Origin of the sequence: Aeromonas sp. FDAARGOS 1404 (genome assembly GCF_019047085.1) — a bacterium.
In the GTDB taxonomy this organism is placed as follows: Bacteria; Pseudomonadota; Gammaproteobacteria; order Enterobacterales; family Aeromonadaceae; genus Aeromonas; species Aeromonas veronii.
On the sequence record NZ_CP077237.1, the window covers coordinates 4,536,629 to 4,554,052 of the forward strand.

The following is a 17,424-nucleotide window of genomic DNA, read 5'->3' on the forward strand; positions in this document are numbered from 1 at the left end:
ACCCTTTTATTACCCAAAAAAAGGGGAGTAAATGATGCAACATGAAATTGGTCGCTTATTCGGACTTTTCTATATTGGCACCTATCTGGCGGCGATATTGCTGGGAATAGGTTGCTATATTTGGCGCGACGAGATGATATTTCTGCTCGGCTTCGGTTTTTTCGGCTGTTTTATGGCAGCGCGGCTCGCCATGAGCAGCGTATTTTCTGCCTTGAGTATTTCCAGTGCCTGGTTGATCGGGTTTATCTCCACCACCTTGATCAACGGCCTGCTGCTGGGGGTGATCACCCTGCTGATCTACCTCACGCACCAGAGCGTCGCCGCCGAGCTTGCCGACAACGCCAGCTGGCTGCTGATGGCCTTCCAGAGCCTGTCGGCCCTATTTATCTTCGGTGGCCTGAAGTGCTGCCACAGCCGGATCATCACCTCATAAACTGCCGATGGATGGGCAGCAAACGCCATCTCGAAACTCGCAGCCAGCGAAGAGGAGAGGCAGATCTGACAGTTGACGGCGGCCCACTTTTCGGGCGCCTTAATTGAGATCAAGAACTGATGAAATAACCGGTTAAATATGGCCATCAGATATATTAAATCGGATTGTAATGAAATTTGAGCTCATCTATGATGAGTCGCCATTCCAATATATCCCCCGATAACGATGTTACTTTTTGTTGTCGTTCGTTAATAACAACTCTGGAATTGCAACATGCGACAATTTTCGTCACCGCTTTTCTTATTGGCAACCGCATTTACGGGCTGCGGCTATTTATTTTGGTGACGGGTGCTTGTCGTGATGCGATGGCATGGACAGCCTGACTGGTGACTAAATCGATATAACGTGAGGCCGCAATGCTAAATGTGAGTGCCATCCCCCTGGACGAGATCTCTCCCATCTGGGACGACGGTTTCCTCCTGCTCTCCAAATCCCTCCTGTCGGCCGTGACGCTCGATGATTTTATCCACAAACTCAACAAGATAGATGCCAGCTTCGGCGGCGTGACCCGGGTCAACCTGATCCTCAACATGGGTGCGGACGAGGAGGCCATCTTCTATTTCATGGGACATTCCGGCCCAAAGCATCTGGTCTGCCCCAAGGCAGAGCTGCACCTCTCCCCCCGTCCTACCAAAGAGACCCCGGAACAGGCCATCATTCTCGCTGCCGCCCGCTTTGAGAATCGCTGCCCGGCGCTGGATCGCGAAGGGGTCTACGGGGGGCTGCGCTCCTACTGCCAGCTCCCCATCACCACCGCCCGCAGCCATCTGGGCGGGGTCGAGTTTATCAACACCCAGCTCGACAGCTTCACCATGGAGACGCTCGCCAAGCTGACCCAGCTGGCGGCCATTATCGCCATTGCGCTGGAGAACGTGCTCGACAAGGAGCGCACTCTGGAGCAGGCCAACTCCCTGCGCCTTGAGCGCGACAGCTGCAAAATTCTGGTGGATGTGACCAACGCGGTGATCAAACTGGTGCGCATCGCCGAGCTGCCCAAAAGCCTGTTTGCCATCCTGCATCACCACTTTGGCATCAGCAGCTTGTGTCTGGCCGAATACAACGCCACCTCCGACAGCTTCAAGAGCTATCTGGTCAATCAGCACCAGAGCGAGCAGCCGGGCATCATCGATCACTCCTGTTTTGAAAAGAAGTGCCTGCAGGGGGCCCTTGGCCATAGCGAGCCGTTTTTTGTCTATCGCGAGCACGGTCACGGCTGCAGCAATCGCTGCCGCTTTACCTCCCAGATCCTGCCGCCCGAGGCCGACAGCTCCTGCATTTTGCCGCTGCGCTATCGGGGCAACCTGCTGGGGGTATTGATCCTCTCGCACCCCAACGCCGACTTCTTTGCCGATATCGATATCTCCTTGCTGGAGCAGGTGGCGGCGCGCACGGCAATTGCCATGAACAACGTGCAGGCGCAGCAGGAGATCTCCAACACCAACGGCGCAAAAGAGAAGACCATTCGCATCAACGAGCCGCAGATGCAGGGGGAGTTCCCCCACATCATCTACCAGAGCGCGGTGATGGAGAGCGTGCTGGAGAAGGTGCGGCTGGTGGCCGAGAGCGACAGTACCGTGCTGATCCTCGGCGAGACCGGCACCGGCAAGGAGCTGATCGCCCAAGCCATTCATGCCCTGAGTGCCCGCCACGACCACGAGATGGTGAAGGTGAACTGCGCCGCCATTCCGACCGGCCTTATCGAGAGCGATCTCTTTGGCCACGAAAAGGGGGCCTTTACCGGCGCCCTGACCCAGCGCATCGGCCGTTTCGAGCGGGCCCACAAAGGCACCCTGTTCCTCGACGAAGTGGGGGATATGCCGCTGGATTTGCAGCCCAAACTCTTGCGGGTATTGCAGGAGCACGAGCTGGAGCGGGTGGGCAACAGCAACCCCATCGCAGTGGATGTGCGGCTGGTGGCCGCCACCAACTGCGATCTGCTCTCCATGGTCAAGAACAAGCGCTTTCGAAGCGATCTCTACTACCGCCTCAACGTATTTCCCATCGAGCTGCCGCCGCTGCGCGAGCGGCGCGAGGACATTCCGCTCTTGGTCAATTTCTTTATCAAGAAGATCGCCAAGCGGATGCGCCGCACCATCACCTCGCTCCCCGCCGATGCCATGAAGATGCTGGTGTCGCTGCCCTGGTACGGCAATATTCGCGAGCTGGAGAACGTCATTGAGCGCGCCGTGGTGATGACCCGTGGCCATGTGCTCAACCTCTCGCCCGATGAGCTGATGCCCCTCAAGGGCTACCACAAGATTGAGACCCTGGTTTATGACGAGCCCGCCACGCCGCTCTTTACCGAGGAGGGGCCGATTGATGAGCGTGAGGCGATCATCGCTGCCCTGCGTGACTGCAACGGCATCGTCGCTGGCGAGCGGGGGGCGGCCAACCGCCTTGGCATGAAGCGCACCACCTTGCTTTCGAAAATGAAGCGGCTCGGCATCTCAGCCAGAGATCCCGAGATCATTGACGGGGTGGCACCATGAGAGAGCTACTTGAGCTTGAGGCGCGTGACGAGCTTAGCGAGCAGAGCGAACAGAACGAGCTGGCCCGCTGCGCCATCCATCGCGAGGTGGTGCACTACCGCGCCGATACCTTGACCTGCGACAGCGAAATGGCGCTCCCCTCCGAGACGCCGGTGGCGCTGGTCTACAACGGTATCGCCCACAGCGTGATGATGTGTTCGGCCTCCGATCTGGAGGATTTCGCCATCGGTTTTTCGCTATCCGAGGGGATCATCGACAGCCTGCTCGATATCCACGACATCGAGCAGATTGATGGCTGTCAGGGAATTGAGCTGCATATCACCCTGGCCAACCGCTGCATTCATCGCCTTAAAGAGACGCGGCGCACGCTCGCGGGGCGCACCGGTTGCGGCATCTGCGGCAGCGAGAGTCTGGAGCAGGTGATCCGCACCCAGCCAGCGCTGCCTGACAGCCAGCGTCTGGCGGTGGGCCATATCGACAAGGTGCTGAACGCACTGCGCCCGCTCCAGCTGCTGGGCCAGCGCACCGGCGCCACCCATGCGGCAGTGCATCTGGACGGTGAGGGCAACATTCTCGCCATCCGCGAGGATGTGGGGCGCCATATTGCGCTGGACAAGCTGGTGGGGCACTTGTGCCGCGCTGGCCGCCGTGACGGTGCCATTCTGGTGACCAGCCGCGCCAGTTTCGAGATGGTGCAAAAGTGCGCCAGCGCCGGGGTGGAGATCCTGCTCGCCATCTCCGCTGCCACCGAGCTTGCGGTCGAGCGGGCCGAGCAGACCGGGCTGACGCTGGTGGGTTTTTGCCGCCCTGGGCGGGCCGAGATCTACAGCGGGTGCCAGCGCATTCTGCTCAAGTAATGGCAAGGCCGCAAACCCGCTAAACGGGTCACGAAAACAGGCAATGAAAAAGGGCGGGGAGTGTGACTCCCCGCCCTTGTTGTATCTGCTTCTGTGGCGGATTAGCGCGCCAGCAGGATACGCAGCATGCGGCGCAGCGGCTCGGCGGCGCCCCACAGCAGCTGGTCACCCACGGTAAAGGCGGCCAGATACTCAGGGCCCATATTGAGTTTGCGCAGACGACCGACCGGAATGCTGAGGGTGCCGGTAACGGCCGCCGGAGTCAGCTCGCGGGCGGTGATGTCGCGATCGTTGGGGATCACTTTTACCCAGTCGTTGTGGGCAGCCAGCAGCGCTTCGATCTCCGCCAGCGGCACATCCTTTTTCAGCTTGATGGTGAACGCCTGGCTGTGGCAGCGCAGGGCGCCGATCCGCACGCACAGACCATCCACCGGAATGACGGCATTCTCGATGCCCAAAATCTTGTTGGTCTCGGCCTGACCCTTCCACTCTTCACGGCTCTGGCCGTTGTCGAGCTTGGTGTCAATCCAGGGAATGAGGCCACCGGCCAGCGGCACGCCGAAGTTGTCCACCGGCAGGGTGCCGGAGCGGGTCTTTTCGGTGATCTTGCGCTCGATGTCGAGAATGGCGGAGGCGGGATCGGCCAGCTCGACCGCCACTTCGTCACGCAGCATCCCCATCTGGGTGACCAGCTCGCGCATATGGCGGGCACCGCCACCGGAGGCGGCCTGATAGGTGGCCACGCTCACCCACTCCACCAGATCGGCCTTGAACAGGCCACCGAGGGCCAGCAGCATCAGGCTGACGGTGCAGTTGCCGCCGACGAAGGTCTTGATGCCATCGTTCAGGGCCTGCTCGATGACGTCGCCGTTGACCGGATCCAGAATGATGACGGCGTCTTTCTCCATCCGCAGGGAGGAGGCGGCGTCAATCCAGTAACCCTGCCAGCCAGCGGCTTTCAGGCGCGGATAGACATCCTTGGTGTAGTCGCCGCCTTGCGCGGTGATGATGATATCCTGCTTGGCCAGCGCCTCGATATCGAAGGCGTCCTGCAGAGTACCGGCATCGACGCCGAAGTTGGGTGCGGCCTCACCGGCCTGGGAGGTGGTGAAGAATGTGGGTTGAATATGGGCGAAATCCTGCTCTTCCTGCATCCGGCTCATCAGAACCGATCCCACCATGCCACGCCAACCGACCAAACCTACTTTTTTCATATTGTCCTACCCTGGATTGCTGCTAATGAAAGGGGTGTTGCACGCCTGCGTCCCTGCTGGCGAAGGCCATTAACAAGGTATTTACAAGCCATTTAAAAAATATGCGCTGCGAAAAATGCGTCTATCCACATTACGGATTGTGGCGGCGGGCGCAAGTCGAATTGCGCAATATTCTGTGCCGTTCGCTGCAATAAGCGGCAACGGCGGAGCGAGGGACAAAACGGGGCGCAGTAACGATGAAAAGGCCACCGCTTATGGCGGTGGCCTGTCAATAAAAGGGGGGGAAACAGCCCGACCGCGTGAGCGCTCAGGCGTAGCGGGCCAGGGTCAACCCCTCATCGCTGATGGCGGGCTCGCTGCCGCTGATTAGATCGCACAAAAGCTGACCCGAACCGGCCGCCATGGTCCAGCCCAGGGTGCCGTGGCCGGTATTGAGCCAGAGACCGGGAATGGGGCTGGGCCCCACCAGCGGGGTGCCGTCCGGCGTCATGGGGCGCAGACCGGTCCAGAACTCGGCCTTGCTGATATCGCCCCCTTCGGGGAAGAGATCGCCCACCACCATGGCCAGAGTGTCGTGGCGCCTCGGATTAAGGGCGAGGTTGTAGCCCGACAGCTCCGCCATGCCACCGACCCGGATCCGCTTGTCAAAACGGGTGATGGCCACCTTGTAGGTCTCGTCAAGCACGGTACTGCGCGGCGCGGCCTCGGCGTTGATCATCGGCAGGGTGAGGGAGTAGCCCTTGACCGGATAGACCGGCAGCTCCAGCCCGAGCGGGCGCAGCAGCGGCCGCAAAAAGCCGGTGGCATAACTGCCGAGCGCACAGACGATGGCATCGGCGCGATAGCGCTGCTCACCCGCCCGCACCGCCACGGCGCGGCCGCGGGCTTGCTCAATCTCGTCGATGTCGCAGTTGAAGACAAACCTGACCCCGAGCTTCTCGGCTTCAAGGGCAAGGGCCTTGGTGAAGCGGAAGCAGTCGCCGGTCTCGTCGCCGGGCAGACGCAGGCCGCCGACGATTTTGCCGCGTACTCGCGCCAGCGCAGGCTCTGCCGCTTCGCAGCCGCTGGCATCCAGCGACTGGTAGGGGACGCCATACTCCTCCAGCACCTCGATATCGCGCTGACTGGCATCGAGCTGGGACTGGCTTCTAAACAGTTGCAGGGTGCCGAGCTGACGCCCTTCGTAATCGATGTTGAGCTCGTCACGCAGTGCCTTCATACAGTCGCGACTGTATTCGGCCAGACGCACCATGCGCCCCTTGTTGGTGGCATAGGCGGTCGGGGTGCAGTTGGCGAGCATCTTCAGCATCCAGCGCAGCTGGAAAGGGTCGGAAGTGGGGCGCACCGTGAAGGGGGCATGCTTTTGCAGCATCCATTTGGCCGCCTTGAGCGGGATGCCGGGAGCCGCCCAGGGGGCTGCATAGCCCGGGGATATTTGCCCGGCGTTGGCATGGCTGGTTTCAAGGGCAACGCCCCCTTGCCGCTCCAGCAAGGTCACCTTGTGACCCGCTTTGGCCAGATACCAGGCGCTGGTTACCCCAATTACGCCGCCACCGAGAACCACTATCTCCATATCGTCTTTCCTTAGACTCGTTTTTCTGATGTTTGGTTGATGGAAACCTTGATGTGGCCACCACCATAATCAGCCGCCACAGGATATTCAACCGCTCTGCGCAGGATTGGGATCTCCGTCTGCCTGCCAGTCACGGAGTGGTGTTTGGTGCGATGACGCGCCTGATTGCCAGCGTAAATCGCTGCGCTACTGTCACGGGGCATGTGTCAGGAGGCATGGTCCGCCTACAGCTGCTCCAGCTGGATTAGGTACTGCTCCGCCGTCGCCAGAATGGCCTGCTGCTGTTCGGCGGCTTGGCCATTCCAGTTGGCATAGGGGAGGGCGAGGCGGGGATTGCCGCCCAGTTTGTCCCGATTGCGCCAAAGAAAGTGCCAGTAGAGGCTGTTGAAGGGGCAGCTCCCGTCGCCGCTGCGGGCTTTGACCCGATAGTGGCACCCCTTGCAGTAGTGGCCCATCCGCTCGAGATAGGCGCCGCTGCTGGCGTAGGGCTTGCTGCCCATCAGGCCGCCATCGGCAAACTGGCTCATGCCGCGGGTGTTGGGCAGCTCCACCCACTCGATGGCATCCACATAGATACCGAGATACCACTGATCCACCTCGTCAGGATGGATCCCCGCCAGCAGGGCAAAGTTACCGGTCACCATCAGCCGCTGGATATGGTGGGCGTAACCGTGCTCAAGGGATTGGTTGATGGCGTGGCGCACGCAGGCCATCCTGGTTTCGCCACTCCAGAAGAAACCGGGCAGCGGCCGGTTGGCCCCGAGAAAATTGGTCTGCTGGTAGTCGGGCATCTTCTCCCAGTAGAGGGCGCGGACAAACTCGCGCCAGCCGAGGATCTGGCGGATAAACCCCTCCACCTGCGCCAACGTGATGGTGGCCTGATTGGCCTGCCAGTGGGATTCGGCGGCGCGGATCACCTCAAGCGGATGAAGCATCTTGCTGTTGAGGGAAAACGACAGGCGGCTGTGAAACAGGCTCCAGCCCCGCTCACTCAGGGCATCCTGATAGCGGCCAAAGTGAGGCAGGCAGTGGGTGAGAAAATGGGCCAGCAGATCGCGACTCTGACGCCTTGTGATGGGCCACGGCAGTCTGCTGGCATCTGCCTCGCCGATGGTGCTGACCCCGTGGCGGGTCAGCATGGCATCAATATCGCTCACCTCGTTGGCAAAGGTGAGGGGTTCCGGGATCGGCTGACGCTCCGGCAGCTTGGCGCGGTTCTCGTCATCAAAATTCCAGCGCCCGCCAAGAGGTTGGCCGCGCTCATCGAGCAGCACTTGATATTGCTTGCGCAGGGCGCGGTAGAAGAACTCCATCCGGCTGTGGGGGTAACGCTGCCAGCCATCGCGGGGGGTGAGAAAATGTTCGCTCTCCACCTCGGTGGCAGGGATGGCAAGGCCCGCCGCCCAGCTTTTCAACTGGTTGGCGAGGCGCCACTCGTCCGGGCTCTGCCAGGCAAAGCTGTCGGCCTGATGTGCTTCGAGTTGATCCTCCAGCAAGCCGGGCAAGTCGGGCCAGCGGGCACTCTCATCCAGGGTCAGGTAACAGACGCGGTGGCCCGCTTGGGTGAGTGCCGCTGCGAAGGCGCGCATGGCGGCAAAGAAGGACAGCACCTTCTGGCGATGGTGGCGGCAGTAGTCGGTCTCCTGGCGCAGCTCCGCCATCAGGTAGCAGACCGCCGGATCTGGCGTGCGAAACCAGCTGTGAGCGGCGTTCAGCTGATCGCCGAGAATCAGGCGCAGCTCCATCAGGCTGGCTCCCCCTCAGGTTGCTGGCTGCGGTGACGAGCGTGGCGACAGCGTTCGCTGCAGTAGCGAACCTCCTCCCAACTGCGCGCCCACTTGCGGCGCCAGCTGAAGGGGCGCTGGCAGACGGGGCAGATCTTCTCGGGCAGATGGGGTTTGCGATGCATGATGGCTTCCGGCCTTGGCTGATGGGGGATGTGGCGTGTGGATAGAGAGAATAACGAACCGGGGGAGCGGGCGGATCAACCTCACTGCCAGTTTGCCGAGCAGATGCGCACTTTGTGAGCGGGCGCACAACCCGTCGGTGCACCCCTTGTTTGCAAATTAACCAGCCGTTAACGTGGCGAGGTTGCCTGTTGGCAGCATCCATCAATGGATCTTGTTGGCCACCGACTGTCTACAACCGATATGGAGGGGAGTGATGCCAATCATGACAGCTACGCCCCGGGCAGCTTGCCTGCTCGCCCACTGGTATACCCGGGATCCCATTCTCACCTTCGATTTTCCTCACCGCTGATTGGCGGCACCCGCCGTTTGAATTTGTCAGCCGGACGACCCTGATCGCCCCGGCCTCTTTGCCAATTCCAATTTCAAACACACTGGCCTTGCGCCGGTGAGGAGTCTTTTATGCGTCGTATACCCGAGCCGTTTCGTATCAAGATGGTCGAGCCCATCAAACAGACCACTGGCGCCGAGCGCCGCGCCGCCCTCGAGGCCGCTGGCTGGAACCCCTTCCTGCTGCTGGCCGAAGATGTCTATATCGATCTGCTGACTGACAGCGGTACCGGTGCCATGTCCGATCGTCAGTGGGCCGGCATCATGATGGGGGATGAGGCCTATGCGGGCAGCCGCAACTTCGTCGAGCTGGAGTGCACGGTGCGCGAGATTTCTGGCTACCAGCATGTGATGCCCACCCACCAGGGGCGCGGGGCGGAGCAGATCCTCTTCCCCGAGCTGGTCAAGCGCTGCAAGGGCAAGGCGCCGGTGTTTATCTCCAACTACCATTTCGACACCACCAAGGCCCATGTGGAGTTGGCTGGCGCGCGGGCCATCAATCTGCTTACCCCGAAAGCCCTCGACACCACGGTGCCCTACGCCTGGAAAGGGGATTTTGATCTCCCTCGCCTGAGCGACACCATCGAGACGCTGGGGGCCGCCAATGTGGCCGGCATAATCATCACGGTGACCTGCAACAGCGCCGGTGGCCAGCCGGTCTCCATGGCCAATATGGAGGCGGTCTCCGAACTGGCCCGTCGCCACCATATTCCGGTGGTGATCGATGCCGCCCGCTTTGCCGAAAACGCCTGGTTTATCAAGGAGCGGGACCCGGCCTATGCCAAGCACAGCATCAAGGAGATAGTGCGCCAGATGTTCGCGCTGGGGGACATCTTCACCATGTCGGCCAAAAAGGACGGATTGGTCAATATCGGCGGGTTGTGTTGCTTTAAAGAGGATCTCGACCTGTTCCGCGCTGTGCAGGTGCGCTGCGTGGCGATGGAGGGATTCGTCACCTATGGCGGTCTCGCCGGGCGGGACATGGCGGCGCTCGCCATCGGTCTGCGCGAGGGGATGGATGAGGAGTATCTCACCTATCGCATCAGTCAGGTGGCTTATCTCGGCGAGCGGCTGGCCGAGGCGGGGATCCCGATCCAGACCCCCACCGGCGGTCATGCGGTCTTTGTGGATGCCAAGAAGCTGCTGCCCCATATTCCGGCCGAGCAGTTTCCGGCCCATGCGCTCGCCTGCGAGCTCTATCTGGAAGGGGGCGTGCGCGGGGTGGAGATTGGCTCCCTGTTGCTGGGGCGCGATCCCGCCACCGGCAAGCAGGAGGCTGCGGATTTTGAGCTGTTGCGTCTCACCATTCCGCGTCGGGTCTACACCCGGGATCACATGGACTATGTGGCCGACTGCCTGATCGCGGTGAAAACGCGGGCCAGCGACATTCGCGGGCTCACCTTTGACTACGAGCCGCCGCTGCTGCGCCACTTCACCGCGCGGCTGAAACCGGTCTGATCAGCAATCGGTTAGACGGGGTGATCAACCGCGCCAAGCGCAGCCCCCGGTTAAACGGCCAAGTAAAAAGCCCCCGCACCAAGGTGCGGGGGCTTTCGTTTATCGACACAAAGCCGGGGGTCAGACCGCCTGATACTCCAGCTCGACCGAGCCCAGCGCCTTGAGGGTGGACTGGGCGGAGTCACGCTGGCTGATCTGGCCGTTTTTGTTCTCCAGCAGTACTGCGCGGCGGATGGTGGCGAGATCTTCGCCATTAAGCACCGCATGGGCGCAGGCCATCTGCATCGGCGGCAGGCTGGGGTTGAAGGCGGCGTTCTCGGCGTAGCGGCCAGAGAAGATGCGGCCATCGGTAAATTGCAGCGCCACTGCAGCATAGCCCTGACTATAGGGGGCGTAGCTTTGACGGGCAGCTGCCAGCGCGGCTTGCCACAGCGAGTCTTCGCTTTGAAGCTGAAGCTCTGCGTGATCCTGCGGGCTCATCAGCGCGTCGGTGATGTCGAGATCCGCCGGGCCAAACGAGTGGGGCAGGAAGGATTGCAGGGCGCTCAAGTCATCGGGCAGAGAGACTTTCAGGATCTTGGCGGTGCTCAGCTCGTTCATGAACTGACGGCAGTGGCCGCAGGGGGTGTAGTTGACGGTGATTTCAGAGATCCCGGTCTCGCCACCCAGCCAGGCATTGGAGATGGCGGACTGCTCGGCGTGGACCGAGTGGAACAACCCTTGCCCAGCAAACTCCATGTTGGCACCGAAGTACCAGGTGCCGCTCAGGCCGCAGGCGATGGCACCGACGTAAAATTTGGAGATGGGCGCTACCGAGCAGGCGGCGGCCAGCGGCAACAGGGCGAGGCGCAGGGCGCGATCATCGAGACCTGTGGCGGCTTTCAGGGTGGCGACTTGCTCCGGCGTGAAGCGGGCGTTGAAGTCGGCACTATCCAGCATGGGCTGCACGGCTGCTTTGAGCGGGGCAGAGAGGGTATCGAATGGCTTGGCAAAACGGGGATGCATAGTGTGTCCTCAAAGGCCAATTGGGCGGCCATTGTAGGGAGCAAGCTCGGGTAAATGTGTGAGCAGGCTCACGCCCTGACGGGCAAACGGAGGGGGATGGTAATGGAAACGTTTGTCTTGTGCAAATTGTGCGGCAGGTCGCACCCCGACAGCGCTGCAGAGCCGTCGGGGTGGTTAATCATCGGTCAGGTGAGCCAGTGATAGATGGCAAACAGCAGCGGGGCGACAGCAGCGGTGAGGATCCCGCACACCACCATGGCGAGCGATGCAAAGGCCCCCTGAGTGATCCCCTTCTCGGCGGAGGTGGCGGTGCCGATGGCGTGGGCACAGGCCCCCATGGCGAGCCCTTGGGCTTCCGGATCGGTCACTTTGAGCAGTTTGAGCAGCGGGTAGCCGATCAGGGCGCCAACAATCCCCACCACCACCACCACGGCGGCCGCGATGGCGGGAATGCCGCCGATGGACTGGCTGACGCTCATGGCGAGCGGGGTGGTGATGGATTTGGTGGCCAATGAGGCGAGCAGCGCCGGATCTGTGCCCATAAAATGACCGATCAGCAAGGTTGTGCACACCGAGATCAAGACGGAGGCGAGGGTACAGATTAGGATGGGCTTGAGCTTGGCCTGGATCTGGCGCGCCTGTTGATAGAGCGGCAGCGCCAGCGCCACTACGGCGGGCTCCAGCAGCATGGTAATGGGGCTGCTGCCGCGCTCGTACTGCTCAAGGGGCAGATCAAACCAGAGCAGCAGGCCGATGATCACCGCGGTCGGTACCAGCACCGGATTGATGATGGGCCAGGGCAGACGGCGATAGAGGGCGCGGGTGGCGAAATAGAGCGCCAGGGTCAGGGGAATGGCTAGCCAGAAGATCATTTGTTCATCCTCTGGTAGAGCCGACCGACGGTGGCGAGGATCAGCACGATCCCGAGCACGATGCAGAGCATGATGACGCCGAAGGATTGGCGCAGGGGCTCAAGCCAGGCCACGAGCCCGACCGCAACCGGCACGAACAGCACGCCCATGTGGCGCAGCAGCAAACCTGCGCCAAGCTCGACCCAGTGCAGCTTGATCAGTTGCAGGGAGAGCAGCACGAAGAGCAGCAGCATGCCGATGATGCTGCCGGGAAAGGCGAAAGGCAGGATGGCTGCCACGGATTTGCCTGCCAGCAGGCAGGCGACGATGACCATAAAGTCACGAAAGTACAGCAAGGCGCTTTGCGCGATCACGTGAACCTCATCGACTGGGAAGAAAAATCGCAGTTTACCAGAGAGGCCGGGTCGCGGCATTAAAACAATAACAACTGAAATCAGTTCGTTTGAAGCTGATTTGTATGCAGATTATCTGTTGAACATCGTCTGATAGAACCCTTTTTCGAACTACAAGGAGTAGTGATGACATCCCTCTTGTCCCGAGTTCGCCAGCTGGCGAACGATACTGCGTTGCCACCCCAGCTGTTGCAAACCCGTCAGTGGGAAGGGCCTCTGTGCCGTGTGCGACTCGACAACACAGGTTCTGATGCCACATCAGTTGACCGCTGGGTGCTGTTTGACGGCAAGCTTGGCCTGCCGGTGGAGAGCGCCATCTATGGCGAAGGATTCCAGATGCTGGCCCAGACCATGGGTAGCTGGCAATCACCGCAACATGTCGGCCGTTGCCCCGATGCCAGCGTCTATCGCATCACTAATGACAATGGCTATCACACCATTCACAACCTGTTGCTGGTGGAGCATGGCAAGGGGTGGCTGCTGCTCGCCTTTGCCAGCTGCCACCGTTTTGGCGGGGAGTTTCGCCTCTACCCTGATGGTCGCCTGCAGATCCTGATGAACTGCGAAGGGCGAAAACTTGCGGCCGGTGGGCACTGGCAGAGCGAGGCGCTGATCTGCCTTGAAGGGGCGGATCGCGAGGATCTGCTGGCCGAGCTGGCACGGTTGATCGAGGCCGAGCACGGCTCGCTGATCGGCAAGGTGAGTGAGCGCCCGAGCGGCTGGTGCTCCTGGTATCACTACTACGCCGAGGTGAGCGCTGCCGATATTCGCGAGAACCTGCAGGTGCGTGCCGAGCGCTTCCCTGCGCTGCGCTATGTGCAGATCGACGACGGCTATCAGGCAAAAATGGGCGACTGGCTTACCCCGTCGGCCAAGTTCGAGCAGGGAGTGGCATCATTGGCTGCCGAGATCAAACAGGCTGGCTGCGAGCCAGCCCTCTGGGTCGCTCCCTTTATTGCCGAACCCACTTCGCAGGTGTTTCAGGATCACCCCGACTGGTTTGTGAAGGGGGATGACGGCCTGCCGCTCCCCTCCGAGTGGGTCACCTACGGTGGTTGGCGCTGCACTCCCTGGTATGTGCTTGACGGCACCCACCCCGAGGTGCAGGCGCACCTTGAGCAAGTGTTCCGTACCCTGCATGAGCAGTGGGGCATTCACTACTTCAAGCTTGATGCCAACTTCTGGGGCGCCATCCATGGTGGCCGTTTCCACGATCCGGCAGCCACCCGGGTTGAAGCCTATCGGCGCGGTATGGCGGCCATCCTGCGTGGTGCAGGTGAAGGCGCTTTCCTGCTCGGTTGCAACGCCCCCATCTGGCCAAGCCTTGGGCTGGTGCACGGCATGCGGGTGAGCGATGACGTGGAGCGCAATGGCCACCGCTATCGCCAGATCGCCCGTGAAGCCTTCTGCCGCGCCTGGCAAAATGACAAGCTCTGGGCTCTCGATCCCGACTGCATCTGTCTGCGGGATCTGCCCAGCCAGCAGGCAAACAAGGCTGAATACAGCTTCCATCTGGCAGCGCTGGTGGCGAGCGGCGGCATGATGCTGGCGGGTGATCGACTGCAAGATCTCGATGAGGAGCAGGCGGCGCAACTGCGCAAGCTGTTGGCGCTCTGTGCGGCCCGTGCACCCTCTGCCCGTTTCGAGTCGATGGACTTTGCCTGCGGCGAAGTAAGCCTGCCCGAGGGCGACACTCTGCTCTGCCTGTTCAACTGGGAGGGGCAACCACAGGAGTTTCTGCTGCCGAAAGGGGGAACCGATTTTTGGCATGGGCAGGCAGTCGGCACAACCGTGACCCTGCAAGGGGGCGAGGGGCGGGTGATCCACTACACCTGATCACAGCGTCACCATAAACAATTCAGGCTCCATCACGGAGCCTGAATTGTTTCAATCAGCGGTTATCAGCCACGTTTTTCAGTAACGCCACTCAAAGCCGACGGCGTATTTGGCTGAGCCATAGCCCGGGATGTCACTGCCGGAGGCGATCGCCTTGAGGGTCAGCAACGGGGTGATGGGTACCCCCAGACCAAAACCGATGGCCAGCTGATCATTGGGGTTCCCCATCAGATCGACCCGCATCACCCGATAGAGGGACATATCCTCGCTCAGGTGCATATAGGCTTGCGAAGCGCGGTTATAGACCTGACCAAACACCTCCAGCTGGAAACCTGACTGTGCGCTGATGGCCAGCGGTACCCCGACAAACTTGTAGAGATGGGAACCGTTGAAGTAGCTGTTGGTGATCAGGGGAGTGAAATCAGTCTGCTGATAAAGGGTGTTGAAGTTCTGTTCTACGATGCGATAGGTCTGCTCGGGCAGGCGAGCAAGATAATCCGGCACATCGAACCGGTATGCGGCGTTGGCTGCCAGCGGCAGCAGGGCCAGTAATCCGAGCAGTGCGTGGTGACGAGGCATCAGCAAATGGCTTCCGTTCGGCCAAAGAGATCTCTTGCTTGGGAGACATCCGCTCAGGATGTTGCAAGATATTGGTTTTTGGGGAAATCCCCTTCGTCATTATGACCTGAAGAAGGGGACGGGCGGGAAGGATTTATTGTGAAACTACTCACAACTCATAAATCTTCCAGATAGTGATAGAGACTCTTTAGAATCGCGAAGTTCCGTTCGTTACTCTGGTTCTGCTCGGCCAGCGCCTCGAGACGGGGCACATAGTCCGGCAGACGGCGGCTGAAGTAGTCGCTGCAGTGCAGGCGCCAGCGTTTCTGCTCCGCTTCGCTCAAGGTGTGCGGCCAGTTGCGGGCGCGGTAGCGGAACAGCATCTCCGGCAGCCGGGCGTCGGTAAAGGCGAACTCCCGCTCACCCAGCAGGTCCGCGGGGGTAGCACGCACCAGATCCATGGTGGACTTGTCGCCGTGGCCAAAGAATCCGCCGTAGAGCTGGGTATCGGGGTCGCTCTCATTGCTGCCGGCAAACTCCTGATTGAACACTTCCACCAGTTTTTCCCTTACTTCGGGGTGGGCGCGCAGCAGATCCAGGCTCTTGCGGCACTGCTCCCGATTGATGCCGAGCTCGTCGGCGCGCTCCGCCGTCAGGGTGGCGGCTGGCGCCAGCACCGGGCACTTGTTGATGTGCACCAGTTTCACCGGAATGCCCGCCAGATCCCCCAGCTCCTCTTTCTTGGTGTAGAGGCGCTCGCGGATTTCCTCGCTGGAGAGTTCAATGAGCGGGGTGGGGTCACGGGTCAGATCCACCATGATCACCGCGTTCTGGTTGGTGGGGTGCCAGGCAAGTGGCGAGACCCAGCTTGCACAACCCTGCCAGGGGGAGAACATGCCGGAGACGTGCACCAGCGGCTTCATGGTCACCACGTCAATCAGCGCCTTCACCTTGTTTTTGTTGCGCAGATCAAAGAGATAACCAAACAGCTTGGGTTGGGCTTTTTTCACCAGCTTGGCCATCTCGATGGTGGCCAGCACGTCCGAGAGTGCATCGTGAGCATTGGCGTGGGCGACGCCGTTGGCGACCGTCAGCTTCTCCAGCCGGAAACTCGGCTTGCCCTCATCGTCAAACGCCCACTCGATCCCCTCCGGGCGCAGGGCATAGCAGGCCCGCAGCATGTCGAGAATATCCCATCGGGAGTTGCCGTTCTGCCAGCTGTAGGCATAGGGGTCATAGAAGTTGCGATAGAGGGTGTAGCGGGTCACTTCATCATCGAAGCGGATGCTGTTGTAGCCAAGCACACAGGTATTCGGCGTGGCGAACTGCTCGTGGATCTGGCGAATGAAATCCGCCTCGCACAGCCCATCCTTCATCGCCTTTTGCGGCGTGATACCGGTAATCAGGCACGCCTCCGGATCCGGCAGGTAGTCTGCCGGAGGCTTGCAATAGATGACCAGCGGCTCGCCAATGAGGTTGAAATCCGCATCGGTACGAATACCGGCAAACTGCGACGGCCTGTCCTTGGCGGGGCTGATGCCGAAGGTTTCGTAGTCGTGAAAATAGAATGTTGGCTCGTTGCCCGCGTGTGCTGTTTTGCTCATGTTGCTCGAGATGAGGTATCCGATGACGGTAGCGCCTGGCGCTAGGGTGGGCGGTGCCAGGCACCACAATTGCCTGCATGGTAAACCATAGCGCAGGCAGAACGAAGGGCGAGTCGTGCAGGTGGCGGTTTATTGGGCGGTTGCTTCCGATATCTTATGCACTTCTGTCTTGCTCACCGAGTCTATAAGACCCATCTATCTCTCAGGATATGATGATTGTTTAGTGATATCTGTAGTAACCGGTTAAGAGTGCCCTCATTGGCGATCCTGTCCAGGTTCGGGGTCTGGTAGCCAATTATCCCCTGATTGTAGGCACTGATGTTCCAGTAGCCGATGTCATCGCCCATGATGGCAAGAATATTGGGCTTGGCGGCTGCTGTGGCACTACCAGCGGTGGCCATTAAGGCAAGGCTCATGGCTATTTTGTTTATTTGAATGGCCATTATTGGCTCCACTCCTAATCTGATGTGAATTGGTACACAAAATGGGCGATGAAAGCAGCGTGCGTTTAACGCGGTGGAAATATCATCCCGTGCAGGCTGTTGGAGGGGATGGAATACCCGGATGGGCACATTCCCCTTTATCGCTGTCGTTATGACCTGCAAAGAGTGATATGACCTGAATAGCCCGAGTTAACCGCCGCTTGGAAATCAGCTTTCAACAGTTTCACTCTATAAATCCCGTTTATCCTTGTCGCCTTATAGCGAATATAACCGCTGGTTATCCGATATTTTTTCTCCAACCTTTCGGTCGCAGGCTATCGGGGGGCTGCGAGC

General features: G+C 60.3%; 15 protein-coding genes. 5 read left to right on the forward strand and 10 right to left on the reverse strand.

The genetic code is table 11. The features are described from left to right. Positions 1-34 precede the first annotated feature (34 nt). From I6L34_RS20990 to fdhD, 3 genes are all read left to right on the forward strand, one after another. Positions 35-433 (forward strand): hypothetical protein, encoded by a 399-nt coding sequence (locus I6L34_RS20990; RefSeq protein WP_005360244.1) that lies wholly within the window; start codon positions 35-37, stop codon positions 431-433. Positions 434-849: 416 nt separating this feature from the next. Next, complete coding sequence (locus tag I6L34_RS20995) at positions 850-2,982, forward strand: sigma 54-interacting transcriptional regulator (RefSeq protein ID WP_216955285.1); 2,133 nt, start codon at positions 850-852, stop codon at positions 2,980-2,982. Then, the gene (gene fdhD / locus I6L34_RS21000) at positions 2,979-3,839 is read left to right on the forward strand and encodes a formate dehydrogenase accessory sulfurtransferase FdhD (protein WP_254202907.1); all 861 of its coding nucleotides are present in this window, start codon (positions 2,979-2,981) and stop codon (positions 3,837-3,839) included. Before I6L34_RS20995 ends, fdhD begins: the two co-directional genes overlap by 4 nt. 101 nt (positions 3,840-3,940) lie before the next feature. On the opposite strand, the gene asd is transcribed toward fdhD, so the two are convergent. The 4 genes from asd to I6L34_RS21020 all read right to left on the reverse strand — a co-directional run bounded on the left by asd (position 3,941) and on the right by I6L34_RS21020 (position 8,535). Beyond that, on the reverse strand, positions 3,941-5,053 hold the full coding sequence (gene asd, locus I6L34_RS21005) for an aspartate-semialdehyde dehydrogenase (RefSeq protein ID WP_005345266.1): 1,113 nt from the start codon (positions 5,051-5,053) through the stop codon (positions 3,941-3,943). 307 nt (positions 5,054-5,360) lie between these two features. Further along, positions 5,361-6,626, reverse strand: a complete 1,266-nt coding sequence (locus I6L34_RS21010; protein WP_216955286.1) for a D-amino acid dehydrogenase — start codon at positions 6,624-6,626, stop codon at positions 5,361-5,363. A 224-nt stretch (positions 6,627-6,850) separates the two neighbouring features. Beyond that, positions 6,851-8,371, reverse strand: coding sequence for a cryptochrome/photolyase family protein (locus tag I6L34_RS21015; RefSeq protein WP_216955287.1), 1,521 nt, complete (start codon positions 8,369-8,371; stop codon positions 6,851-6,853). Then, entirely contained in the window at positions 8,371-8,535 is a 165-nt protein-coding gene (locus tag I6L34_RS21020; RefSeq protein WP_075114741.1) for a DUF2256 domain-containing protein, read from the reverse strand. The genes I6L34_RS21015 and I6L34_RS21020 overlap by 1 nt, the downstream gene beginning before the upstream one ends. A 460-nt stretch (positions 8,536-8,995) precedes the next feature. Here I6L34_RS21020 and I6L34_RS21025 point away from each other — a divergent pair, with 460 nt between their 5' ends. Next, positions 8,996-10,381, forward strand: a complete 1,386-nt coding sequence (locus tag I6L34_RS21025) for a tryptophanase (RefSeq protein ID WP_216955288.1) — start codon at positions 8,996-8,998, stop codon at positions 10,379-10,381. A 120-nt stretch (positions 10,382-10,501) separates the two neighbouring features. Here the strand turns inward: I6L34_RS21025 and cdd are convergent, their stop codons facing one another. The 3 genes from cdd to I6L34_RS21040 form a co-directional block, all read right to left on the reverse strand. Further along, on the reverse strand, positions 10,502-11,386 hold the full coding sequence (gene cdd, locus I6L34_RS21030; protein ID WP_216955289.1) for a cytidine deaminase: 885 nt from the start codon (positions 11,384-11,386) through the stop codon (positions 10,502-10,504). Positions 11,387-11,571: 185 nt separating this feature from the next. Then, entirely contained in the window at positions 11,572-12,258 is a 687-nt protein-coding gene (locus I6L34_RS21035) for an LrgB family protein (protein WP_108572843.1), read from the reverse strand. Then, positions 12,255-12,611, reverse strand: coding sequence for a CidA/LrgA family protein (locus I6L34_RS21040; protein WP_216955290.1), 357 nt, complete (start codon positions 12,609-12,611; stop codon positions 12,255-12,257). Before I6L34_RS21040 ends, I6L34_RS21035 begins: the two co-directional genes overlap by 4 nt. Positions 12,612-12,776: 165 nt before the next feature. On the opposite strand from I6L34_RS21040, the gene I6L34_RS21045 reads away from it, so the two are divergent. After that, a complete protein-coding gene (locus I6L34_RS21045; protein ID WP_216955291.1) occupies positions 12,777-14,486 on the forward strand; it encodes a glycoside hydrolase family 36 protein in 1,710 nt (569 codons plus the stop codon). Positions 14,487-14,564: 78 nt separating this feature from the next. On the opposite strand, the gene I6L34_RS21050 is transcribed toward I6L34_RS21045, so the two are convergent. The 3 genes from I6L34_RS21050 to I6L34_RS21060 all read right to left on the reverse strand — a co-directional run bounded on the left by I6L34_RS21050 (position 14,565) and on the right by I6L34_RS21060 (position 17,091). Continuing rightward, positions 14,565-15,065 carry a hypothetical protein gene (locus tag I6L34_RS21050; RefSeq protein WP_005360277.1) on the reverse strand — a complete coding sequence of 167 codons (501 nt, stop codon included), beginning with the start codon at positions 15,063-15,065 and terminating at the stop codon, positions 14,565-14,567. 155 nt (positions 15,066-15,220) lie between these two features. Beyond that, a complete protein-coding gene (gene sbcB, locus I6L34_RS21055) occupies positions 15,221-16,648 on the reverse strand; it encodes an exodeoxyribonuclease I (protein WP_058058208.1) in 1,428 nt (475 codons plus the stop codon). Positions 16,649-16,830: 182 nt separating this feature from the next. After that, on the reverse strand, positions 16,831-17,091 hold the full coding sequence (locus tag I6L34_RS21060) for a hypothetical protein (RefSeq protein WP_058057633.1): 261 nt from the start codon (positions 17,089-17,091) through the stop codon (positions 16,831-16,833). Positions 17,092-17,424: the final 333 nt, after the last annotated feature.